The organism is Kurthia zopfii (assembly GCF_003143955.1).
Classification (GTDB): Bacteria; Bacillota; Bacilli; order Bacillales_A; family Planococcaceae; genus Kurthia; species Kurthia zopfii.
In genome coordinates this window covers 13,520-39,129 of the sequence record NZ_QFVS01000031.1, presented here as the reverse complement: position 1 = coordinate 39,129, position 25,610 = coordinate 13,520, and the positions used below count along the sequence as shown (strand labels likewise).

Here is a 25,610-nt window from a genome sequence, read left to right as displayed (position 1 = left end):
AGCTCGGTCAAATAAGAGAAACCGCTGCAAGTAAAGAAATACACTTGCAAGTACGCTCTATTCCCAAGAAGCTCCCACTTCAAGCGTGAAGAACCGCAAGGTTTAGCTAAGTGGCGAGTAGTTCACGATTAATTTACAATCAATTACCGCAAGAATTTAAAGCACAAATTAAACGTGAAGAGAAAGTTATTACCTTTATCGAAGAAATGGAGCAATTAGTATCAGCTGAAGTGTTAGCTTTAGAAACTGATATTTCAAAATTAGTTAATAAAGAACTAACTTTAGATGACGAAAAACTTCTTAACTCAATAAAAGAAAGAAAAAATGATTTAGATTTAACAAATCAAAAGCGAATAAAAAATCTAACTGAAATCGAATCAATTGAAAAGAAAATGAATGTTCTATTAGATAAACATCAAGTTGAGCTTGTGATCGACGCAATCAGTAAATTACCAGCTAAAGGCGAGGTTACACTTGAAAATATCGAAGTAGTAAATAAAGTTTTGAAATCATATAACGATCTTGCGTATAACTTGAAAAATAAAGTAACAAATAAATCAAATTTAGATCGAGCTAAAGCAGAAGCGGAATGGTTTGAAGTAGTAGTAAAAATGAATAAAGACATTTCTTTAATTCCTCCAATTGAAAAAATCACTTTTGATTCAGAAAAGCTGATTAGAGATAATATGAATCTTTATAATAAATTGGATGAAAAACAAAAAGAAATGCTATTAAATGCTTCACATCTCACAAAAGCATTTAATAGACTTACAGAAATAAAGAAAGTATCAGAAGTTGAGATGCTACTTCTTCGTTTGCCAGTTGCAGACAAAGTCACATTAGCAATGCAGGAACGAATTGCAGCTGCAAGGTCTGAATTTGAAAAACTTCCAAAAGATTTTAAACCACTTGTACGTTATTTATCAAATTTAGAAAATGCTGAGAAAAAGATTAAAGAATTGAAATTAGATCTAAGTATTACTGAAGTTACAGAGAGAATCGATAAGCTAGTAGCGGATGTTCCAATTAAAATTAGTCACTTAGATGAAATTTATGAAATTAGAAAAATTACTGATGAAATGACAGCTGAAGAACGTGCGAAAATTAAAAACTTCGACAAATTAGCAATTATTACTGAAGAGGTTAATAAACTTAAAGCAAAAGTTACGGCATTTAATAAACTTACTAGATTAATTCCTGCGTTAGAAAAAATTACAATTCAAGATGAGGCAAGAATCGACACCGCTTTAAAAGCTTACGAGGAATTAACTGAAGAACAGAAGACTTTGATATATGAAGCAGATTTTATTAAGTTACAAAGTGCTAAAAAGAAAGTGATTGAATTAAAATCATTTGCTCAAATTGAAGAAGTGGTTGATTTAATTAAAAACTTACCTGAACCATTGAAACTTACTTTAAAAGACCAGGTAATCGTGAATAATACATTTGAACAATATAAGGCATTAACTGAGAAACAAAAGAAAGATGTAACAAATAGAGAAAAGTTACTTCAATTAGTAGCGTTAATTGAAAATCTTGGAATGCACGAAGCAAATGCTCAAATCACTCGTGTGAACGAGTTAATTGAGGTTCTTCCAGATTTTATAAATGTTGATATTAGTTCAGAAAAACAAGTTGAATTAATTACAGAGAAATACAACGCATTATCAAAAGAACAGCAAGTGCATATTAAAGGATATGAGAAAGTAGCACAATACGATCAAAAAATTCAAATGCTCAAAGCGAAATCGGTGGAAGTATTTGAACAAATTGCTAAATTACCAGAGGCGAGTTCTGTGAAAGTAACTGATCGTGATGCTATCGAAAAAGTTAGAACGGCATTTTCAAATCTTACTGCAGGGCAGAAAAATCTTGTTACGAATCATCAAAAATTAGATGCGGTTGAAAAAGCACTTGCTCAATTGGAATCAAAAACAATTTTAGATTTAGTAATTGGCATATTGGCATTGCCTGAAGCTTCAGTAGCGACAGAGGCTGTTCAAGGTGAAGTATTCACATTACGTGCTAAGTACAATCAATTGAATAAGACGCAGCAAAGTATGATTACTAATTATGAGAAGTTAGTAAAAGTAGAAGAGAAATTAAAGAACCTTGCTGAAATTAATACTGTCGAGGCAGAAAAGGTTATTACATTAATAGCTAAATTACCAACGACAATTACATTAGATCAACAAAGTCAAATTGAAGATGCTCGTTCTGCATATGAAAATCTAACAATTCCTCAACAATCAGTTGTTACGAATTATGAAATGCTAGCGGATGCAGAAGAAGCGTTGTTACCATTAGTTGCAAAAGAGCAAAAAGCTGCATATAAAGTTACTTCAATGATTGACGCATTACCTTCTAAAGTAACAACGGATCACGAAGCGGCTGTAAATAGTGTCCGTAAAGCATTTAACGGTTTAACGACATCACAGAAAAAGCTTGTAAAAAATGAAGCCGTTTTAGTAGAAGCGGAAAAAGCGATTAAGAAGTTACAAAACATAGTAGCAATTACATCAAAAAATGCAAAAATGGCTATACCAACGATTACAAATTTATCGACAACAGTTTCTGGCACAGCTTCAAAATCAACAAAGGTGTATGTTTATAACGGTAGTAAAAGATTAGCTTATGCGACAGTTAGTAAGAATGGCAAATATTCAATGAAAATAGCGAAGCAGAAAAAAGGCGCAAAATTGAAATTCGTACAAAGAAATAGTGACAAAAAAGTTGTGAAAACGACTTATGTGACAGTCAAAGGTGCGAAAGTGAAAACACCGTATTCTGTAAAGGCAAGTGCAACAAAAGTTACTGGGAAAGCTTCGAAAGCAAAAACAGTAGCAATTTATAAAGGTTCGAAAAAAATAAGTTCAGTTGCTGTGAAGAGCAAGGGGACATTCACGGCGAAAATAACTAAGCAGAAAAAAGGTGTTAAATTATCTGTTTATGCTTATGATTCAGTGAAAAACAAAAGTGAGAAGAAAGTCGTGAGTGTAAAGTAATGTAGAGGATTTGGAGCTAGCTATTATAGCAGCTCCCATTTCCTTTTTAAAAATGCGATTGAATAATCCATCGTATTTTTAAAAAGGAACAAGGGGGAGTTCGATGAAAAAGTGGTGGAAACCGAAATATTTTTATTTTCTAGCCGCATTTATTTTAATTCTAAGTATTATGACTGTAGGATTTGCTAATTCAAAACAAGCAATTCCAAATAATCCATTGGACAATACACTCGAATTAGCGAGTTCTAAATTAATGGTTACGAGTTTCGATGGCGAAAAAGAGGCGAGTTCATCGAAAGGCCAAAGTTCAAAAGAAGAAGAGAGTAAAAGTGAAGAAAATAATTCAGAAACAGCTAAAAATAAAAATGAGAAAAAGCCAGATGAATTTGATGAGCAAGCGAAGGAAGATCGTCTACCAAGCGGTACTTTAAAAAATCCTTCAAATAAAGAAAATAAGGTCAATCAAAATAAAGAAGAACAAAGTAATCAAAAACCGAATGATAAAAATGAAAACAGTCTAAATAAACCGAATAGTGGTAACACTACTAATCAAAATTCGACACAATCTGAAAATTCTTCAGAGGATGATCATGATGATGTCGAAATTGTAGACGGGGATCGAGATGACAATTCTTATTTCATTACATCCATTAATAATGGTGAAACAGTTTCAGAAGAAGAATACGCCTTTTCTATTACACATAAAAATGAAAAAGCAAAAGTACTTTCAACGATTGTTACTGTGAACAGTGTTGAGGTAGAAGACTTCACGGGTACGATTCAGTTAGTCGAAGGGGAGAATAAAGTCACGGTAACAGTTCTTTATGATGAACCGAAGAAAACCGTGACGAGAAAATATACGATTTATCTTGCTAAAAACGACATTATTATTAATACAACGTTGAAAAAAATTAATCATACGACTGAACCTCAATTTAATTTCCAAGCAGATGCCCATTATAATGATGAATCTGTAGCAATTGAAGCATATATGAATGGTACTAGTTTAACGAAGAAATCGGATGGCAGTTACACGGTTGCCTTACAAGAAGGTGAGCAAACGGTTGAGCTAGTGGCGCGTTACAATGGCCAAGAGAAAAAGGCTCAATATTTGATTAATTACGAGAAAAAACAATCGCAAATTCAATTTTTAACGGATTTACAAAATGGCTCAACGACAAGTGCTGAAATTACATTTTATGCAGAAGCGACAGTTGACGAAGAAAATATTCCGATGACCGCTACATTAAATGGTGAGAAATTAAAAGAATACAATCATTTGTATAGTGATTTACTAAAAGAAGGCAAAAACCTAATTACAATTTCAGCGCAAAATGGTAATGACCAAAACAGTCTTACGTACACAATTTATTATAAAAAACCCGCGGATGAGAATAACGGCAGTGTCATTCCTGACGATAAAAATGGACCGATCATCACAACGGACCTAAAAAACAATTTGCAAGTCCATGGTACGAAGAAGAACTTCAATGTATGGGCGACGACATCGGATGGCATTCGAATTCAAGCAAGCGGTGTAACGGTGCATAATAATGGTAAAGCGGTTCCTGTAATTTGGGATGATGCAGAGAAGACGAGTTATCGATTAGAGCTACAACAAGGGAAAAATACTGTAGTTATTAAAGCTTGGGATAAAGAAGGACGACTCGCGACAAAGACGTACACTGTATTTGCGAAAAATCTTGAGGGTGGCGACCCAATCGGAAATATTACGATGAGTATTCAAGCGCCAGTCGTGGGCTTACCGACAATTATCGCACCCCAATCTGTACCAATCTATGAAGGTGTGAATGGAGCATATGTGCTAGATCAATTCTTGAAGAAAAATGGATTCGGTTATACGAAAACCGGCACATTGGATGCGTCATTCTATTTAGCTTCCATTAGTAAAGTTGGCATGGCAAGCAAATTGAAAGTGCCTGCTGACCTCGTTCAAAAGGTTGAAAATAGTACACTTACGTATGATTGGACGAATTTTGATCCAAATAGTCTTGGTGAATTCGACTTAACAAGTGGATCTGGGTGGGTGTATAGCGTCAATGGCGATTTCCCGAACTACGGATTTGCGGATGCAAGATTCCAAAGCGGGGATGTTGTGAAAATTCAATTTACATTAATGTATGGCAAGGATACAGGGTTTGCTAATGGTGGAGGGGCAGTAGAAAAATGATAAAACTGAAAAATATTTTTGCAAGTGCAGTTCTGATTAGCACGCTCGCTATTCACCAACAAGTAGAGGCAAAAGCAAAAATTGAACCAATCGAATTCGTCAATGATATTGTCGAATGGAAAAAAGAAAAGATGCATCTGAAAACGAGCGATCAACTACTAAATTATGAGTTTTTGAAAAATGCAGGGAGTACAGCAGTCGATTGGTATGTTGTTGGCCTAGGTAGAGTAGGCTACCCCGATCTATACGAGAATTATCGTGCAGTACTCGAAAATGTTATTTCTCAAAAATACACTTTTCCAGAAAAATTAAGTGAATCAAAATCGACGGAATGGCATCGTATGACACTCGCATATCTAGCTGCGGGTGGCGATGCAACATCGGTTGGCAATCAGAAAATCAATTTGATTGAGGACGGTACATATAATCGAGGTAAAACGATGGCGATTGATGCACAAGGTATAAATGGCTTGATTTGGGGGCTAATAACATTGGATGCCTTAAAATATGAAGTGCCTAATGATGCATTTGAGGATCGCAATGAATTAATTGATCGCCTATTGTCTAAACAACTGAAAGATGGAGGCTTTTCATTCGAGATGGATGAGTCAGATGTCGATATGACCGCGATGGCGCTTCAAGCTCTAGCTCCATATAAAAATGACGAGAAAAAATATAATGGGAAAACTGTACATGAAGCGATTACTTCAGCACTTGAATTTTTGAAAAAAGAGCAAACGAATTCTGGTGCTTTCAAGATGGCAGGGGAAGAAAACTTGGAGTCAACCGCTCAAGTAGTTGTTGCGCTGACATCACTTGGCTTAGATCCGCAGAAGGAATTTGTTAAAAAGGGGAATTCTTTAATTGATGGAATGCTTCAATTTCAAATGAAGGATGGAGGATTCGTCCATTCAAAGAAATATAATCAGGATAACCCAACCGCTTTGCCAGATGAATCAAATACAATGGCCAGTGAGCAAGCATTATATGCGTTTGTGTCAATTGAAAGAGAAAACCGAGAAATGCGTTCACTCTATGATTATCGACAAGAGCAGGACATAAAAACGCAGCAGCAAATTGAAAAAGTCGAACAAGAAATTGAAAATATAAATTCTGAAAAATCAGCGCTTCAAACATATGAATTGTATAAAAAAATACCTGTTTTAGAACATCAGTATGTGGAACATTATCAGCAATTAAAAACATCATTGCAAAAATATCAAATTAAATTAGATGCAATAGATGTGGTTGATGCCAATTATGCCAATGGTCAAAAAAAGATGAAGCCTGTGAAAATACTGAATCAACAATCCAATAAGTCGACAACTTTATCTAAACAAGAGTTGAAACGCATTCATCAACTGCCAAAAGAAATTACAACTGAGCAGTATGTTGAGGTGACGACTTTATTAAATCGACTAACTGCTGATCAAAAAGAAGAAAAGCAATTGCTAGAACAAAGAAAAAGGGAAATCGAATTACTACAACATGAGATTCAGCAACTTAATGAAGAGATTTTAAATGATTTATATCCTTTTAGTAAATTATCTTTGGAAGACGAAGAAAAGGTTAATCGTATTTATTCTAAGTACGAAAAACTGCCGAAAGTCGATCAGAAACAAATTTTGAGTGCAGAAGATCTGAAAAAATCAAAAACACAAATGACTACATTAAAACGACAAAACTTATTGAAATACGGTGTCGGAATTGGAATTATTGCCTTAATTTTCGCATTTATTATGATTCGAAAACGTAAAAAGGAGAAGGAGTTGGACGAATGAGAAAGGATTTATTAATCATTGCGTCCATCATTTTACTGATCACCATTTTCTTTACAGGTACTAAATTTCAAAGTGTAGAAGAATTTGAATTAACGCATATTGATGATATAAAGGCGGATTCAGAAATAGTGACCTTAGCGATCGACAGTAAGTCACTTGTAGGAAATGAGCATTTATTAAAGCCAGAATTACGAGAATTTGTCCCAAAAGACGGCATTATTTTAAAACGAAAAGAATATGTATTGCGAAATGGTGATACGGTTTTTGATGTACTACAAAGGGCGACGAGATTTCATAAAATTCAATTAGAGTTTCAAGGTGCGAATGACAATGTTTTTAAAAGTGCCTACATACAAGGAATCAATTATTTATATGAATTTTCAGCTGGAGCGAACAGTGGTTGGATGTATGAGGTGAATGGTGAATTTCCTGACGTTGGTGTAAGTAGATATACACTGAAGAATGGTGATCACATCGAATTCCATTTCACTAAAAATCTAGGTAAAGACATTGGAGGGGAGTTTTAAATGCTAACATTTCACCAATTTCATCCTTTGACACTGACTTTATACTATCTATTTCTACTCGTAATACTCTGGTTATTTAAAGCGCCGATTGTCATATTCCTACTATTTATTTCATTGTTTTTATTTTGGTCAATATCTCAAAATAGGAAAAGCATACTGAATGAATTAGTATTTGTAGCGAGTTTAAGCGGATTAATCATGCTCTTTACAATCTATTTCTACCATAATGGCGCTACCCCAATCTTCTATTTGAACGATCAAGCTGTCACGACCGAAGTGATTTTCTATAGTATCGTGATGGCGGTTGCTGTGGCTGCTACCTGGATTACTTGGCAAGCTTTAATCATTTCGTTTCCGATGAAGAAAATAATCTATTTAACATCGAATCGCTCGATTACATTAGCAATTGCTCTTTCAAACTTTGTAAGGTGGATTCCAAATGGGAAAATTCAATTTCAAAAAGTGATGGAAGCGCAGCAATCGATTGGCTATTTCTCATCACAAAGTAAATTTGAACGGATGTATAAAACAGTGAAAATCTGGATGAACAGTTATTACAACGCATTTGAAAATACATTCCAAAAAAGTGCTGTCATGCATGAACGAGGGTTTAAAAGTGGAAAAAGAACGCATTTCCAACATTACCGTTTTAGAAAAACTGATTGCATCATAGTTGTTAGTATATTAATCACATTTTTTATTATGGTCATAAACTATGCTCAACTGCGTTATTATTTCTTCCCGCTTCGAAAGGAAATGACGGTGGAGCCGATTTACTGGCTCGTGTTTGTTTTCATTAGTTTACCAATTATTATTCAAATAAAAGGATGGGTGCAATGGCATTACTACAAATCGAAAATCTAACTTTTAGCCATTATGATTCTAAACCGATTATTCAAAATCTGAATTTGACGATTTCAGAAGGTGACTTTCATGTAATTTTCGGCCCTTCTGGTTCAGGGAAATCAACATTATTAAATAATTTAATACGTGCAGAAAAGGCGGTTGGACACCTTCAAGGGGAAGTAAGATTAAGAAATAAACCGATTGCTCAATATTCAATTCGCCAACAAGTAAGTGAAATTGGTTTTGTTCGTCAAAATCCTCATAAGCAAATTATTTTTGAAGATGTTTTACAAGAGTTGGCATTTGGCCTAGAGAATATAGGCGTTTCACAAGATGAAATGAAAATTCGCATTGGTGAAATCGTTCAGTTTTTTGGAATGCAAAACTGGTTACATGAAAAAACGGATCATCTATCTGGAGGGCAAAAACAACTGCTTAATTTAGCTTCAACATTAGTGATGAATCCGACAATTATTGTATTAGATGAACCTACAGCGCAATTAGATCCGATTGCCGCAAAGGAATTTATACAATTACTACAAAGAATTAATGAGGAATTAGGCAAAACGATTATCATTGTCGAACATCGATTAGAATCCTTATTTCCGATTGCTACGCATATGACACTCATTGAAGTGGGCATGCAAGTTTGCAGCGGAACGGTGGAAGAAATAATTCATTTTCTTCAAAAAAACGACCATCATTTCCGAAAATGCTTGCCGCCATCATTGCAGTTAGCTACAGATTTAGGGTGGGATGAGTTTCCGCTAACGATCAAAGATGGCATAAAAGTTTTACGATCAAAAAACATAGGAAAATTAGCATATGAAAGCAAAACGATGAACCGCACGAGTCCAGTACGATTAGAAGTGAAAAACATTCATTTTCGCTATTCGAAAAACGCAATCGATTTATTAGAGGATGTCAGTTTTGAACTACATAAAGGTGAAATAATATCAATATTTGGCAATAATGGCTCTGGTAAATCAACTTTACTAAAAGCGATTTCAGGACAGCGGAACTTTTATAAAGGCTCCATTTTAATCGATGGAGTAAAACAAAAGAAATTATCTGCACGCCACTTAAATCGTGAAGGAATTGCATCGCTTCCGCAAGATCCTTCAACATTATTTATTGAAGATACGATCGAAAAGGATTTTTTAAAGTATTGTGATGCATGCGCTATTTCAAAAGACAATGTCGAGCGAGTCATCTCATTGCTACAAATTGAAGCAATCCGAAAACAACATCCCGATGATCTAAGTGGTGGAGAATTACAGAAGGCTGCTTTAGCAAAATTATTATTGAATAATCCGCAGATTTTATTATTAGATGAGCCGACGAAAGGGCTTGATTTATTTGCAAAAGAGCAGTACCGACAACTGCTGATTCAATTGAAAAATAACGGCATGAGTATACTAATTGTCACGCATGATTTGGAGTTTGCCGCACGCACTTCCGATGGTTGCACACTATTTTTTGATCATAAATTAGTAGCGATTAAATCACCGCAGCAATTTTTTAAGCAAAATAATTTTTATACGCCAACAGTAAATCAACTAGCAAAACCATTTTTTGATGATGTCGTAATCTATGAAGATTTATTATCGCGTATACAAGATGAGATGGGAGTTCAATTAAATGACAACAGTAAATAACATTATTTCAGAAGTGGAAACCGTGATCAAAGGTAAAAGAAAAGTAATTGAAAAGGTTTTTACCGCGATTTTAGCAGAAGGGCATATTTTACTTGAGGATGTACCTGGAATTGGTAAAACAACTTTAGCCTTGGCATTTAGTAAAGTTTTAGGACTCAATTTTTCAAGAATTCAATTTACGCCGGATGTCACTGCTTCAGATGTCGTTGGTTTTACATACTATGACAAGGAACAAGACCGTTTCCAATATCGACAAGGTGCAGTTATGAGTAATTTTGTGTTAGGGGATGAAATTAACCGAACGTCGAGTCGTACACAGTCGGCCCTATTAGAAGTGATGGAGGAAGGCGCCGTAACGGTTGATGGCGTGCGCTATGAAGTGCCAAAGCCTTTCACAGTAATGGCGACGCAAAATCCGATCGACCATATTGGAACGCAGAAGCTACCACAGGCTCAATTAGATCGATTTATGATGAAACTGACGATTGGATATCCAGATTACCAAAGTCAGATGGAATTATTACGGGATCGTCAAACTGCACAACCATTAGATCACATTCGCCCTATTGTCAATGCGAGTCAATTGATCGAAATGCAGCAAGTTGTGAAAAATACAATCATCTCTGAAGAAATTCTAGATTATGTGACGAAACTTTCGATGGAAACACGTACAATCCAAGAAGTAGCACAAGGGATTAGTCCACGTGGCGCACTGTCGATTTGTCGAGCTGCGAAAGCACATGCATATATTCAAAATCGAAATTATGTCATTCCAGAAGATGTGATGGCTGTGTTTTTAGATACGACACATCATCGAATTGTATTAAGTCCAACTGCCCTGACTTCTGCCGAAACGATCCTTCGCGATGTATTAAAAAACACACCATCGCCTGATGTTTTGGTGCAGTAAATGAGTAAGATTATAGGCATTTTACTACTGGTAGTATTGGCGATGATGTCTACACAACCCGTCTTTTTATTCGTATTATTATTACTCGTAATCGTAACTGTTTTTTCGTATATGAAACGTTTGATCTTTCGAGGGAAAGTAGAACTATTTTCCCCAACATTCATTGAAGGTACGCGTGGAGAAAATGTGGAAATTCAATTTTCACTAAAAAATAAAAGTTGGTTACCAATATCGAACTGTGTCATTCATTATAAAATTAAAAACACGCATTTTAATAAGGTTGAAAAGGGTACAATCGATACTTTTGTAGGTGCGCGACAAGAAAAATTAGCGAGCCAAAATTTACAATTTCAAGAACCAGGATTATTAGAAATTGAAGTCGATTTTATTAAAATCAATGGAATAATCCCTTTTAAATATAAAATACAGGCAAATCAGGCGATTACAATTTGGCCAAAAGTTTATCCAATTGAATCAATGTTGGATTTTGGAATTAGTAGTCGTATAGATGCCGAATCTGATCAAATGCGCCAAGTTCAATCACTTTCAGATGAATCATTTGGGATTAGAGCGTATAAAATGGGCGATTCATTAAGGCAGATTCATTGGAAACTGTCTGCTAAGTTAGATGACTTAGTTGTGTTAGAGCAGCATGAACAAGTCAATGAAAGGATTTTTTTATCTTTAGAAAACTGTGAAAATCAAGAAGATCTGAATCTACTAAATGAAATATATTTATCTATTGCAAATTATTTTCAACAACAGCAGAAAAATGTTTTTGTATGTATGGATGGGAATGAAGGATCACTACAAGATATTGACTTGAAAACCTTAAAATTAGCTACATTAAAAGGAAGTAGTTTAAAAGCGATGGATGATGATTCGTTCGCTTTAGTAGTGACGAAGGATGAATCAGCAACTTCTCATACAGTAATAAGTATTCGTTTGGTCGATGAACAACCACAAGCTTGGGCTATTCGCAGAAATAAAATGGAAGAAGATTTATTGAAGTTGGGAGGTCAAACGTTTGTTTAATATTGAAAAAAGTATAGAAGATCGAAATAACTTATTTGTTTTTGGTTACGCGATATGGTCAACAGCTTGCCTCCTAATGATGACGAATTCACTTGTAGTATTATTTGTAAATAGCTTAATTATTATTTCATTCTATTTCGTTATTCGATTCAATAAGATAAAGTTCATGACAATCACGCTATTAGCTTTATTTATTATTGCTGTCCCATGGGTTGTGAAAACGATTTTCGCTAGTTGGAATCAACTTCAACAAAGGTTAGCTTCTCTATATGGATTAAAATTAAATTCATTTGAATTTGCAAGTATGAATATTTTTGTACTTCTATTATCGCTAGCAGCAATTCATTTATTCATATTGAGCAAACAATCAAAAACAAGTGTTAAATGGATGACGCTATTCATGACAGTTGCTTTTTTCGTATTACAGTCAGATCAATGGCTATTGCTACTCATCGTCTATTTTGCAACTTTGTTGTTATGTGTATCATCAAAGCAGTTTATCCGAAGATACGGTGTGCAAACAATCGGACTTTTCGTAATTACGACTATTGGATTAACTGTCATTTTGACAAATCAAGAAGCATTACAAAAAATTCCCCAGTATTTCCAACATGAAGTGGAAAAGAAATATGCGCATGATCAAGAAAATACGTGGATGCGAAATGGCGATATGTCGAAAGTTGGTGAGCGTACAACAACGAAGGAAACGGCGCTGGAAGTTGTCATGGAGAAACCACAAGCGATGTATTTCAAAGGGTTTATTGGTAAGGAATTTAAGGACGATCAATGGCTTACACAAAGTTACGAAGAAGCAGCCGCTCAAAATGAGTTGTTTTATTGGCTGGAAAAGGAAAATTTCTATAGTAATACAATGTTAGCGAATCTGCAATTTAAAGTTGGCCAATCGGATCAATCAACTATAGTTGTGTCGAATAATGAAGCAGATCAGCGCTATCGCTATATTCCTTATGGGGTTGTTTCTGATAAGGATTCAAAATATATCCAACTGGATGGCTTTGAAAAATATCCAACAGAAAATGAAAGTAAATTTTCAATCGAAAATAATATATTAGCAAACTATGCAGAAAATGCTTCGAAAATGGATACTGAAAAGATGAAAAAGTATTTCATGCTTGAAGCAAATTACCGACAATATGTTGCAAAAGAGTATGTAGCAGTCGAACAAGCAGATCAATTAATTTTACAACAGGATTTTAAAAAACAAGCTAAAATTGATTATGAAAAATCAATTCAATTTGTTCAAGATTTGGTAGCGAAAAATATTCGGTATGATGAAAAAACAATAGGGAAAAAACAAGTAACTTCTACAGTTTGGCAAACAGAGAGAAAAGGCTATGCCCCTCACTATGCGACGATTGGAACTCTTGCATTTCGTATGATGGGTATTCCAGCTCGTTATGTGGAAGGTTACTATATTACAAATGATCAAATTGAAGGAAAGAAAGCTTTTTCAAAAATTGAAGTGCCATTGAGTTCGGCGCATGCGTGGACTGAAATTTACATTGATCAAGTAGGTTGGGTGCCGATTGAATTAGTGCCGGAAATTAGAAAAGAAATGCCGGAAGTAAAGGCGTCATACATACCGAAAGGCAATCATGTTTCTAAAAACCCGACAGCGAATGGAGCGACTTCTAACGACGGTTCTAAAGAGTCAGCGAAAAAGGAAATTCAAGATCATGAAAATCAAACCCCACCTCAACCAAAACGTGAAAAGCTTGAGAAGCATTGGTATATAATTGTGGGAATTTTACTTTTAGTCATCCTCATTTTAAGTTTTATTGTGATGATTACGATTCGTAGAAGGAAAATTAGGAAATTGTATAAACAAATACAAAGTCACGCGATTGTTGAACATTTACAAGCGACGATTCATTTAAGTGAAATATGGCTTGCTGTCGTTCTACTTGACTATGAAGAAAATGCATCACTTTCAAAAAAACTACTCGTTATACGCCATGCTTTATCGGATGAAGCACTTCAACAATTCGAAAATACGTATAAAGACTACCAAGCTGCGAAATATGGTGGAATAGAAGTACCGAGATCTGCATTAGTAAAAATCATGGAAAAAGAGTTAATCAAACCATTGAAATGGTGGCAGAAATTGAAATTAAAGTATATTTTAATGAAATACTAAAGCGTATCGAGAAATTGATTTTCAGTTTCTCGGTATTTTTTATTTGAAAAACTTTTTCATGTTATAATAGGAACATATGATTGTATCGGAGGTTAGGAAATGGTGAAAGCGAAAATAATATTTCATATTGATATGAACTGTTTTTATGCATCGGTTGAGCAGGCGCTGGATCCAACTTTGAAGGGAAAAGCGGTTGCAATCGCAGGTAATCCGAAAGAGCGGCGGGGAATATTAGTGACTTGTTCGTATGAAGCTCGCGCAAAGGGTGTTTATACGACAATGCCGGTGTGGGAAGCGAAGCGAAAATGCCCAGAACTACTTTTATTACCACCGAATTTTGAAAAATACCGAGCAGCTTCTAAAGCAATGTTTACAATACTAAAAAGTTATACTAATTTAGTGGAACCAGTATCCATTGATGAAGGTTATTTAGATGTAACGAGCATTGTAAATGGAGCAGATGCGATCCAATTAGCAGAAAATATTCAAAAAAGGTTGCTTGAGGAATTAGATTTGCCTTGTTCAATTGGTATTGCACCAAATAAATTTTTAGCAAAAACCGCTTCTGATATGAAAAAACCTATGGGGATTACTGTATTAAGAAAGCGACAAGTGCCAGAGATGCTATGGCATTTACCGACACAGGAAATGCATGGAATTGGCGAAAGTACCGCTAAAAAGCTTGCAGAGCATAATATGAAGACAATCGGTGATATTGCTAAGCGAAATGAGAAAGAACTGGAGCAATTAATGGGCAAAGTAGGAATCCGAATTTGGCAAAAATCATACGGCATCGACGAACGAGAGGTAGATCCAGAATCCGTATATGATACGAAATCAGTCGGAAGTTCTATGACATCTCCAAAGGATCTAGTTGAACTACGTGAACTATTTGATATGATACAAGTACTAAGTGGCAAAGTATCCTCTAGATTACGCTCCAAAAACTTAGCGGGTACGACTTTGCAAATCCAATTTCGAACAGCTGATTGGAAAAATATCACGCGGTCAATTTCATTTAAAAACGGCCTTTCTGCAAAAGAAGATATTGAGCGAGAAGCGATGAAATTAGTTCGGAAACATTGGAATGAAGAACCAATACGACTATTGGGCGTTGCCGTAAGTCATGTTTTTAATGTAAAAGAAGAAGCAGAGCAGCTGTCGATTTTTAATTATGAAAAACATGCGAAGGAAGAACCCGTATTAAAACTTGTTGAACAAATTAAGCGGAAATATGGTGAAACAAGTATCCAAAAGGGTATGAAAGTGAAAAGAAAATCAAACTTTGAATCGACAACAAGTTTTAGTAAAGACTTTTTGGATGATCATTAAGGAGTGATTGTATGCAAATACAATTTTTAGGAACTGGCGCAGGTATGCCCTCAAAAGCGAGAAATACGTCTGCGATCGCTTTGAAATTATTAGATGAAATTGGTGCGGTATGGCTGTTTGATTGCGGAGAAGCGACACAGCACCAAATATTACATACGAATTTAAAACCGAGGAAAATCGAGAAAATCTTCATTACGCATCTTCACGGAGATCATATTTTTGGTTTACCAGGATTTTTAAGTTCGCGCTCATTTTTAGGTGGAGATGAACCACTCACTATTTTTGGGCCAAAAGGTTTAGAGGATTTCGTTCGACAAGCATTAACGATCAGCGGTACGCATCTCACATATGAACTAGAATTTAGAGAAATACAAGAGGGCATTATTTTTGAAGATCAGAATTTTACCGTAAAATGTCAAAAATTAAAGCATGTCGTGCCTTGCTATGGGTATCGAATCGAACAAAAGGATTTACCTGGAAAATTGGATATTGATGAAGCTCGAAAGCAAGGAGTTCCATTTGGTCCACTACTAGGTAAATTAAAAGCTGGTGAAGATGTTGTTTTAGATAATGGCCAAGTTGTAAAAAGTGCTTCACTATTGTCTGAATCTCAAAAAGGCTGGATCGTAACCATTTTAGGTGATACAAAATATTGTCAACAGTCTATTGATTTAAGTGAAAATGCGGATGTGTTAATCCATGAAGCAACCTTTGATCGAGGAACTGAAAAACTAGCTGCGCAATATGGTCATTCGACAAATGTAGAAGCAGCAACTGTTGCGAAACAAGCAAATGTGAAATATCTTCTAATGAATCATATTAGCGCACGTTTTATGAAGAAAGATGTCGAATTACTTGAATCCGATGCAAGATTAGTTTTTGAAAATAGTAAAATCGTATCTGATTTCTCTTTATTCCAATGGAGAAATAATCAAATTATTTTAGAGGAGGATCTCAATGTCGATTAAATTCATATTGATCTTCATTGTCATACTCTCGATTTATGGTGCGGCCAATTATTATATTGCTCGAAATTTATTAGCACTATTGAATAAACCAAAAAGAGTCACGAAACTTATTTTTTGGGTAATGTATATTCTTTTAGCACTTAGCCCAGTATTAACTCGATTAATCGAACTCGATTTTTTGAAAATAGTCAGTGATTATTGGTTCTATATTTTCATGTATGGACTTATGCTGACGATTATTAGCCAAATTGTGTATGTAATCCTTCGTAAAAAATATAAGCAATGGATTGGTATTTCAGCGATTGCTGCGCTAATTCTTCTCGGATTTGTTGGCCATCATTATGCCTACACACCAGTAGTGAAATCATTTGAAATGAATCGACCAGAAGTAAGTAAGCTCGATCATTTAAAAATAGTTGTCGCAAGCGATACACATCTTGGACTACTCTCAAATAAAAAGCATTTAGAAAAGTTCGTCGCACTAGCAAATAAAGAGAAGCCAGATCTCGTTATTTTGGCAGGTGATGTTGTGGATGATTCGCCAAAATGGTTTAATGAGCAAAAAATGAACGAAACAATGAAAAAATTAAAAACGACATATGGTGTATATGCCGTTTTAGGGAATCACGAATATATTGGTAAGGAAATCGAAGAAACGAAAGAAGCAATGAAAAAATCGAATATTACTTTACTACAGGATGAAACAATTAAAATTAAAGAAGATTTCTTTTTAACCGGTCGAGATGATGCTACGAATCAAAGTCGTAAATCATTGGCACAATTACGTGAAAATATTGCGAAATCAGATGCTTGGATTGTCATCGATCATCAACCGAATAAAGAAATGGCGGATGAAGGTGTATCGCTTATGATGTCCGGGCATACACATAAAGGTCAATTATGGCCAGGGAATTTAATGACGCGTAATATTTATCCACTAGATTATGGCCATACAAAGAAAAATAATACGGATTATGTGGTCACTTCGGGTTACGGATTTTGGGGACCACCTATGAGAATCGGGACACAATCCGAACTATGGTCAATCGATGTAAACTTTAATCGTTAATATATTTTCGATGACCAAATTGTAGACAAAAAACAGCGACGATGATAATCGCTGTCGCAAAAATCAATGCCGCATTATACGTTTCATAGTGCGTAATGAGCATACCCGCAATAATTGGCCCAATAATTTGGCCAACTGCATAAAATGTCGTCAGTAGGGAAACCACGCTGACGCTTTTTTGTGGGAATAATTGGCGACCATAACCTGTTGTCATTGACACTAAGCCAACAAATGTCGAGCCGAATAATAATGCAGATAATAATACTGTCCAAACATTAGAAGAAATGACAGGTAGTAAAATGCCACCCGCTTGTAATAAATAAGCAATTCGAATGACGCGAATCGGTTTATAAGTAGACATTAACCAAGTCCATAAAGGTGCGGATGGAATTGCGCCAATCCCAACGATGACCCAACTAAATGCGGCATATTGTTGTAAAGAAGGAATTTCATGAATCAAATCCACTAAAAAAGTTCCAGTAATAATATAGCCTAATCCTTCGAAACCATAGGCTATTGCCAACCAAAACATAAATCCTTTCATGACATTTTCTTTTTTATGCACGACTGTATGTTTTTCGGCTGTTAAATTGCGCCATAAGTACATTGTCACAAAAATGCAGATGGCAGCAATGATAGCAAGTCCTATATAAGCGCTGCGCCAAGTTGAAAATGAGATAAAAAGCGGTACGACCAATCCGGAAATCGCGATGCCCAAACCGATCCCACTAAAAATATATCCAGACCATTTCGATAATTGATGTTTCGCTAAATAGTCCATGATCATACTAGAAGTCAGCACAAAAATGAAACCACCAGTCACACCGCCCAATATTCTTAAAGAAAACCAACTGACAAATGAATGAGAGAAAGCCATGAAAATGACTGATGCAAAACAGAACCAAGCACTTATTATTAAGATTGATTTTTGCTTTTTAACGATAAATCCAGCAGCTAATGCGCCGATTAAGTATCCAATATAGTTACCAGCAGCGATCCAACTGCCAATACCTACGGAAAAACCCTCTGCTTCTTTCATATAAGGAAGAATCGGTGTAAAAGAAAATCGACCAATACCCATCGCAACTGTTAAAAATAAAATTGCGCCGAGAATTTTATAAAAATGTTCCTTTTTCATAAAAAACACCACCTATTATAGTAAAAAATGTATGTAAAGAGAATATAATACAACTATAGCGAAAAAAATGAAGAAATACTATTGGAAATAAAAATAATTGTTCATATGGTGTTATAATAGGAAAAAAGGAAGTGATACGAATGAGATACCATCAAAATCAAATGCAAAAACTAGTAAATAATGACCCACAACTTAAGAAAGAGCTGAACGAAATTAAAAGCTCGATGTCATTAGAAAATGAATATGCGCTTAAAGCACTTTACCACGCAGCTGTAAAAGACGGCGGTAAATTCCAACATGCATATCAAGAACTAGATGCAGAATTTAAAAAACAATAATTTCTATGAGGAGTCGAGCATACGCTTGGCTCTTTTCCATATAAACAAAAGGTGAGCAAATCGGAACGAATCCGTTTTGTTCACCTTTTTAATGTTTATTTTACGATTTTACTAATTTGTTTGAAGCGGTCGCCACTTGCCACTTCCACTAGTTCAAATAGCGCCGTCTCTACACTTGTAAGTGCGATCCTATCTTGCATTAAGCGCTGGATTGCTAATTGTTTATTCGCTTCATTTCGTGAATCAATGGCATCCGTCACGACTTCCACATTGAAACCGGCATTATTCAAGTCTTTTGCAGTTTGGTAAACACAAATATGTGCTTCAATGCCGCAAATTAAAATGTTTTTACGATTTAAAGCAATTAATGCATTTTTGAATTCATCTGTTTTCCAAGCACTGAAAGTTACTTTTTCGATTGGCTTTTGCTCGCCAAGTTCCGCAGCAATCGAAGGAACAGTTGGCCCAAGACCTTTAGGATACTGTTCTAACCAGAGAACGGGGAGATCAAGTACTTTCGCGCCTTTCACCAATTTTTCAATATTGTTCACTGTATGTTCTGAATCATTCATAATTGTCGCTAATTTACCTTGCACATCGATTAATACAACTGCTGTTTGCTCAATATTCATGTGAAAACCTCCATTTCAATATGTAATAATCGTAACGTATATGAGTACTTCATGCAAAAAGAAACTATTTTCAGAAAAATATGGAAAATACGGTTGACATCTGCAAAGATGAATACTAAAATAATGACAACGAAAAGAATTCCAATAAGTTTACTATGGATTAAAAGTGAGGTGATTCCATGACATCAACAATTGAAGCACAGCATCTACAAGTAATTGAAAAAGCCATTAAAGAAATTCAATTTGGTGAAGTTCAAATTACGATTCAAGATGGAAAAATCGTTCAGATTAATCGACTTGAAAAACATCGATTTACGAAAAAACAACCGACAAAATAATACATACTAGCTGACTAGAAAACTAGAGGCTCTTATTTAATGGATTTACTCATTAAGTAGGAGCTTTTTTATATGGAGGGATTTTATGGAGAAAGTGATTATTGCAGGAGCAGGACCTGGTGATTTGGAATTAATTACGGTGAAGGCATTAAAAGCAATTCAAAATGCGGATGTGATTTTATATGATCGTTTAATTAATGAGGAGTTATTAAGAGAAGCAAGCGAAAATGCGATTTTAATCTATTGCGGTAAAAAACCGAAGCAACATGCATTAATCCAACAGGAAATTAATGAGCAACTCGTAAAATACGCATTAAAAGGGTTAAAGGTACTACGTTTAAAAGGAGGCGATCCATTTGTCTTCGGTCGTGGGGCGGAAGAAGCAGAAGTTCTTGCGGACGCAGGCATTCCATTTGAAATAGTGCCAGGAATTACATCAGGTATTGCGGCAGCTGCATATGCGGGCATTCCAGTGACACATCGGGAATTAAGTTCAAGTTTTGCGATTGTTACAGGTCATATGAAAAATGAGGAAGAAGATGCAATCAAATGGAAGAATCTTGCGCAAGGTGTCGACACTTTAGCAATTTATATGGGCGTGCAAAATTTGCCGTATATCGTATCCCAATTACTTTTATATGGCAAAAATGAAGAAACACCCGTGGCACTTGTCAATTGGGGAACATATGGTAAACAGCGAACAGTGACCGGTACTTTGTCGACAATTATTCAAGTCGTACAAGCAGAAAAAATTGAAAACCCGAGCATGATTATTGTTGGTAAAGTTGTAAAAATGCATGAAAAAATTAGTTGGTTTAAAGAATTAGCACTCGTTTAAAAGGAGGGAATGCAATGGAAGCAATTCTCTATGTTGCACATGGCACAAGAGTGGAAATTGGAGAAGAAAAGTCACGTCAATTCATTCGAAATATACAAAAAATCATGCCTAATGTAATGCAAGAAATAGCCTTTATAGAAATTTGCGCACCAACAATTCCACAAGGGTTGGAAAAATGTATTGAAGCAGGAGCTACTCGGATTACGGTTATTCCAATTTTACTTTTTTCGGCGCAGCATAATAAAAAAGATATACCCTTACTGGTGTCGACTATTGAGGAAAAATACCCGCATATTGACATCATGATTAAACAGGCAATCGGCATCCAAAAGCTATTAATTGAGACGGTTTGCCAGCAAATTGAGCGCATGAGTGATTTCAAAGCAACGCAATATATTTTAGTTAGCAGAGGCAGTTCTGATCCATCTATTGAGTTACAGTTTGCCGAAATTGCCAATCGTGTAAAGTTTCGAACATCAATCCGAAATATTGATGTCGCTTTTCTATATGGGAGCGGACCTTCCCTCTCTCATGTTTTACAAAAGTATGAAAATGAAAAAATCGTACTCATCCCTTACTTACTCTTTCCTGGGTTACTTTCTAAAAATCTTGAAAAGTTAGTAAGCAGCAGCGGACACTTGTCGATTTCACCGCTACTTGGGGAGTTCGACACGGCGTTAATCGCGTTTAAAGAAAATATTTTAAGAAATTATTTAATTACGATGAATGAAAAAGCAGTATAAAAATAAAATGAGGTGTAATAATGTCATTAAATGTTAAGAATAGTCCTTTTTCACAAGATCAAGTTCGTCTAATTAACGAGCTACTACCAAAGCTATCAGCAGAGCAAAAAATTTGGTTAAATGGCTTTTTAAGTGGGACATCATTCGTGGCGGAAGTTGAACAAGTAACGAACGAGATTAAAACGATTCAAGCTACAGTGCTGTACGGATCTCAAACAGGGAATGCAAAGAAATTAGCAGAAAAATATTTCATGGAACTTCAGCAAAATAATATTCAAGTGGAAATCGCTTCATTAGGAGATTTCCCAACAAAGAAACTGAAGAAAACAGAGAATCTCCTCATTATTACGAGTACCCAAGGTGAAGGAGAAGCGCCAGATCAAGCGAAATCATTTTATGACTATCTCCATTCCGCACGCGCTCCTAAATTAGAAAATACGAATTATGCAGTGCTAGGTTTGGGCGATACTTCGTATGATTTATTTTGCCAAACAGCAATCGATTTTGATCAGCGATTATTCGAATTAGGTGCTAAAAAAATTGTCGAGAGACAAAACTGTGATTTAGATTACGAAGAAGATGCGGATCAATGGTTTCAAAGTGTTCAAAGTGCTTTATTGAAAAATAGCGGTATTTCATTTGAATCGCCAAAAGAAGCGGCGCAGTTTACTTCAGAAAATGACTATTCGAAAACAAAGCCATATTATGCGAAAGTACTAGAGAAAATTAATTTGAATATGACTGGTTCAAATAAGGAAACCTATCATGTCGAATTATCGATTGAAGATTCGGGCATTCAGTTTGAAGTAGGAGATTGCGTTGGCATTCTACCACAAAATAATGCGAAATTAGTATCAGAACTGATGCAATGGCTACAAGCTAAAGAAGTTGATTCCGTTCAATTTAAAAATGAAGAAATTGCATTAATCGATGTATTGACGAATCAACTCGATTTAACAACTTTATCAAATGCGATTTTAGAAAAACTTGAGGTTTCTGAAGAAAAATATGATAAAGAATGGCGTCGAGGGAGAAATATTGTTGATTTATTACGTGCTGAAAATCTGAAAATTGATGCGCAGAAACTTGTCGATACATTGCGCAAATTACCAGCTAGACTTTATTCAATTGCGAGTAGTTATGAAGCGAATCCAGAGGAGTTACATATTACAGTGGGACTTGTTCAATACGAATTAGGTGATGAAGATCGTTTCGGAGTCACTTCAGGTATGATTGCTCACTCGATTGAAATTGGGGATGAATTACCGATTTTCATTCAAAAAAACGACGATTTCCGATTACCAGCAGATGATGAAAAAATCATTATGATTGGCGCTGGAACGGGTGTTGCACCATATAGAGCATTTATAGAACAACGTGAAGAAACGGCTGCAAATGGAGAAAGTTGGCTATTTTTCGGTGAACAACATTTTGTTACAGATTTCCTTTATCAAGTTGAGTGGCAGCGTCATTTAAGAGAAGGGAATTTAAGTAAACTTTCACTCGCTTTTTCAAGGGATCAAGAGGAGAAAATCTATGTGCAACATCGCATTGAGGAAAGTAGTGAAGAGTTCTTCAATTGGTTAGAAAATGGCGCATTCGTTTATATTTGTGGTGATGAGAAGCATATGGCGAAGGATGTGGAACAAGCAATTAAAATGGTCATCGCAAACGAAGGGAATTTAGATGAATTCGCAGCGGCAGCGTATTTAAATGACTTGAAAAACAATAAGAGATTTTTAAGAGATGTTTACTAGGAGGGCTATTGATGACAGAGAAAATTAAATTACCAAAACAACAAGGAACACCCGCAGTCAATGAGGGCATTAAAGCAGAAAGTAATTATTTACGTGGTACGCTTGAACAATCGATGAAAAATCCAGTTACCGGATCAATCGGTTCAGCAGACCAAAACCTCATTAAATTCCACGGCAGCTATATGCAAGATAATCGCGATGAACGAGATGAGCGTCAAAAGAAAAAACTCGAACCATCTTATCAATTTATGATTCGCGTTCGTACACCAGGTGGAGCTGCAACGAGTGAGCAATGGCTCATGATGGATCGAATGGCACATCAATACGGTAATGGCACACTTAAGCTTACAACGCGACAAGCATTCCAATTACATGGCATTTTGAAATGGAATGTGAAATCGTATATGCAAGAAATGAATCGTGTGTTATTAGATTCTTTAGCGGCTTGTGGAGACGTGAATCGAAATGTCATGTGTAATGTTATTCCAGCGCATTCGAAAGTACATCAAGAAGTGTATGATTGGTCAGTGAAAGTTAGTGAACATTTATTGCCGAAAACGCAAGCCTATCACGAAATTTGGCTGGATGGTGAAAAAGTACATACGACACCTCAAGTTGATGAAACAGAACCAATCTATGGAGAATTATATTTACCGCGAAAATTCAAAATCGGCATCGCAATTCCACCAAGTAATGATACCGATATTTATTCTCAAGATATTGGCTTAATCGCTATTATTGAAAATGAGCAACTTCTTGGATTCAATCTAACGGTTGGCGGTGGTATGGGTATGACACATGGTGATGATGAAACCTATCCTCAACTTGGGCGATTAATTGGATTTGTGACACCAGATCAACTACTTTTAACAGTTGAAAAAATCGTGACAATTCAACGTGATTACGGCAATCGAATTGAACGTAAAAATGCACGATTCAAATATACGATCGATCATAATGGACTCGATTGGTTTGAAAAAGAACTTGAACAAAGAATTGGCTTCAAATTAGAAGAAGCGAAGAAATTCCACTTTGAACATAACGGCGATCGATACGGCTGGTTAGAAGATGAAAAAGGAAATTGGCATTTCACATTATTTATTCAAAACGGTCGTGTAAAGGATTTTGATAACTATCCATTGATGACTGGATTAAGAGAAATCGCAAAAGTGCATAGTGGGAATTTCCTCATGACACCGAATCAAAACTTAGTCATTGCGAACATTGAAGCAAGTAATAAAGTAGTGATCGAACAACTAATTGAAAAGTATCATTTAACAGATGGAAAAATGTATTCGGCATTACGAAGAAATTCAATTGCCTGTGTATCGATGCCGACATGTGGCTTAGCGATGGCGGAAGCCGAAAGATATTTACCTTCACTTATTACGAAAATCGAGGAAATACTGGATCGAGTTGGCTTAAGAGATGAAGCGATAAATATTCGGATGTCGGGATGCCCCAATGGTTGTTCACGTGCGGCAATTGGAGAAATTGGTTTTATCGGAAAAGGGCCGGGGAAATATAATATGTATCTAGGTGCGGCTTTTAATGGCGAGCGCTTAAATAAAATTTTTAAAGAAAACATTAATGAAGAACAAATTTTGGAGCAGTTAAATATCATTATTCCGCATTATGCGAAAGAAAGACTGGAAGAAGAGCATTTTGGAGATTTCACAATTCGAGCTGGATATGTAAAAGCTACAACTGATGGCGTTAATTTTCACGAAAAAATGACAAATTTAAGTCTATAAATTGGATAAATTATGAATGTACGTGTATACATTGGACATTTTCCAATTTTCGGAGCATTATAGAGATATACAAATAGTGTAAATCTTTAGTTGAAATGAGGTATTTTTATGTTTGCCAAAAAAATTGTCGTAGCGTATAATGATACAGATTTATCAAATGATTTATTAGACTATGTTCACGGAATTCTCGAGCTAAGTGGCGAGATTCAATTAGATTTAATTTACTCTTATGAAGAGAGAATTGAAAATGCGACACCTTATAAAACAGGTGTAGATGATGGTGCTGAAGCGATGGAAAGTCACGCCGAAACTATTATTACTAAAGGGAAGTTGAAATTTAATGATCTTCCGAATAAAGTAGAAGGATTCGTCTACAATTGTAGCCCTGCGAATGCTATATTGGATCATGCGAGAGATTCAGAAGCTGATTTAATCGTCATTGGTAATCGCGGATTCAGTGGTTTAAGAGAGTTCGTATCGAGCGTAAGTCGTACGGTTCAATCAAAATCACATATTCCAGTATTAACATTTCCTAAATATGCACCTGAAGAATTAGAACAACATAAATAATATACCTGCCTTCCTAATTACT

21 protein-coding genes are annotated in these 25,610 nt (G+C 35.5%); 19 read left to right on the top strand and 2 right to left on the bottom strand.

What is annotated here, in order from left to right; all coding sequences use genetic code 11:
• Positions 1-110 precede the first annotated feature (110 nt).
• From DF281_RS10975 to DF281_RS10920, 12 genes are all read left to right on the top strand, one after another.
• A complete protein-coding gene (locus tag DF281_RS10975; protein WP_109350308.1) occupies positions 111-3,005 on the top strand; it encodes an Ig-like domain-containing protein in 2,895 nt (964 codons plus the stop codon).
• A 103-nt stretch (positions 3,006-3,108) separates the two neighbouring features.
• Positions 3,109-5,196, top strand: a complete 2,088-nt coding sequence (locus DF281_RS10970) for a DUF4430 domain-containing protein (protein WP_109350307.1) — start codon at positions 3,109-3,111, stop codon at positions 5,194-5,196.
• Positions 5,193-6,977 carry a prenyltransferase/squalene oxidase repeat-containing protein gene (locus DF281_RS10965; protein WP_109350306.1) on the top strand — a complete coding sequence of 595 codons (1,785 nt, stop codon included), beginning with the start codon at positions 5,193-5,195 and terminating at the stop codon, positions 6,975-6,977. Before DF281_RS10970 ends, DF281_RS10965 begins: the two co-directional genes overlap by 4 nt.
• Complete coding sequence (locus DF281_RS10960) at positions 6,974-7,504, top strand: DUF4430 domain-containing protein (RefSeq protein WP_109350305.1); 531 nt, start codon at positions 6,974-6,976, stop codon at positions 7,502-7,504. The genes DF281_RS10965 and DF281_RS10960 overlap by 4 nt, the downstream gene beginning before the upstream one ends.
• A complete protein-coding gene (locus DF281_RS10955; protein WP_109350304.1) occupies positions 7,505-8,368 on the top strand; it encodes an energy-coupling factor transporter transmembrane component T family protein in 864 nt (287 codons plus the stop codon).
• Positions 8,341-10,008, top strand: coding sequence for an ABC transporter ATP-binding protein (locus DF281_RS10950; protein WP_166636124.1), 1,668 nt, complete (start codon positions 8,341-8,343; stop codon positions 10,006-10,008). The genes DF281_RS10955 and DF281_RS10950 overlap by 28 nt, the downstream gene beginning before the upstream one ends.
• Entirely contained in the window at positions 9,992-10,918 is a 927-nt protein-coding gene (locus DF281_RS10945; RefSeq protein WP_109350302.1) for an AAA family ATPase, read from the top strand. The genes DF281_RS10950 and DF281_RS10945 overlap by 17 nt, the downstream gene beginning before the upstream one ends.
• Positions 10,919-11,953 carry a DUF58 domain-containing protein gene (locus DF281_RS10940; protein ID WP_109350301.1) on the top strand — a complete coding sequence of 345 codons (1,035 nt, stop codon included), beginning with the start codon at positions 10,919-10,921 and terminating at the stop codon, positions 11,951-11,953.
• A complete protein-coding gene (locus tag DF281_RS10935; protein WP_109350300.1) occupies positions 11,946-14,111 on the top strand; it encodes a transglutaminase domain-containing protein in 2,166 nt (721 codons plus the stop codon). The genes DF281_RS10940 and DF281_RS10935 overlap by 8 nt, the downstream gene beginning before the upstream one ends.
• A gap of 99 nt (positions 14,112-14,210) precedes the next feature.
• Positions 14,211-15,443 (top strand): DNA polymerase IV, encoded by a 1,233-nt coding sequence (locus tag DF281_RS10930; protein ID WP_172461964.1) that lies wholly within the window; start codon positions 14,211-14,213, stop codon positions 15,441-15,443.
• Positions 15,444-15,454: 11 nt separating this feature from the next.
• A complete protein-coding gene (gene rnz / locus DF281_RS10925; protein WP_109350299.1) occupies positions 15,455-16,411 on the top strand; it encodes a ribonuclease Z in 957 nt (318 codons plus the stop codon).
• Positions 16,401-17,480: a metallophosphoesterase gene (locus DF281_RS10920; RefSeq protein WP_109350298.1), complete on the top strand. Its 1,080-nt coding sequence runs from the start codon at positions 16,401-16,403 to the stop codon at positions 17,478-17,480. The genes rnz and DF281_RS10920 overlap by 11 nt, the downstream gene beginning before the upstream one ends.
• On the opposite strand, the gene DF281_RS10915 is transcribed toward DF281_RS10920, so the two are convergent.
• Positions 17,470-18,618, bottom strand: coding sequence for a YbfB/YjiJ family MFS transporter (locus tag DF281_RS10915; RefSeq protein ID WP_109350297.1), 1,149 nt, complete (start codon positions 18,616-18,618; stop codon positions 17,470-17,472). The two genes, DF281_RS10920 and DF281_RS10915, sit on opposite strands and share 11 nt — an antisense overlap.
• Before the next feature lie 140 nt (positions 18,619-18,758).
• Between DF281_RS10915 and DF281_RS10910 the strand changes: the two genes are divergently transcribed.
• Positions 18,759-18,956 carry a hypothetical protein gene (locus DF281_RS10910; protein WP_109350296.1) on the top strand — a complete coding sequence of 66 codons (198 nt, stop codon included), beginning with the start codon at positions 18,759-18,761 and terminating at the stop codon, positions 18,954-18,956.
• Positions 18,957-19,051: 95 nt separating this feature from the next.
• Here the strand turns inward: DF281_RS10910 and DF281_RS10905 are convergent, their stop codons facing one another.
• On the bottom strand, positions 19,052-19,588 hold the full coding sequence (locus DF281_RS10905) for a hydrolase (RefSeq protein WP_109350295.1): 537 nt from the start codon (positions 19,586-19,588) through the stop codon (positions 19,052-19,054).
• Positions 19,589-19,767: 179 nt separating this feature from the next.
• Here DF281_RS10905 and DF281_RS10900 point away from each other — a divergent pair, with 179 nt between their 5' ends.
• From DF281_RS10900 to DF281_RS10875, 6 genes are all read left to right on the top strand, one after another.
• Positions 19,768-19,926 carry a YezD family protein gene (locus DF281_RS10900; RefSeq protein WP_109350294.1) on the top strand — a complete coding sequence of 53 codons (159 nt, stop codon included), beginning with the start codon at positions 19,768-19,770 and terminating at the stop codon, positions 19,924-19,926.
• Positions 19,927-20,011: 85 nt separating this feature from the next.
• Positions 20,012-20,764, top strand: a complete 753-nt coding sequence (cobA, locus tag DF281_RS10895) for a uroporphyrinogen-III C-methyltransferase (RefSeq protein ID WP_109350293.1) — start codon at positions 20,012-20,014, stop codon at positions 20,762-20,764.
• Between the two features lie 14 nt (positions 20,765-20,778).
• A complete protein-coding gene (locus DF281_RS10890) occupies positions 20,779-21,507 on the top strand; it encodes a sirohydrochlorin chelatase (protein WP_109350292.1) in 729 nt (242 codons plus the stop codon).
• Positions 21,508-21,527: 20 nt separating this feature from the next.
• Positions 21,528-23,264, top strand: a complete 1,737-nt coding sequence (locus DF281_RS10885) for an assimilatory sulfite reductase (NADPH) flavoprotein subunit (protein WP_109350291.1) — start codon at positions 21,528-21,530, stop codon at positions 23,262-23,264.
• Positions 23,265-23,275: 11 nt separating this feature from the next.
• Positions 23,276-25,018, top strand: coding sequence for an assimilatory sulfite reductase (NADPH) hemoprotein subunit (gene cysI, locus DF281_RS10880; RefSeq protein WP_109350290.1), 1,743 nt, complete (start codon positions 23,276-23,278; stop codon positions 25,016-25,018).
• 108 nt (positions 25,019-25,126) lie between these two features.
• Complete coding sequence (locus tag DF281_RS10875; RefSeq protein ID WP_109350289.1) at positions 25,127-25,588, top strand: universal stress protein; 462 nt, start codon at positions 25,127-25,129, stop codon at positions 25,586-25,588.
• The last annotated feature ends 22 nt before the right edge of the window (positions 25,589-25,610 follow it).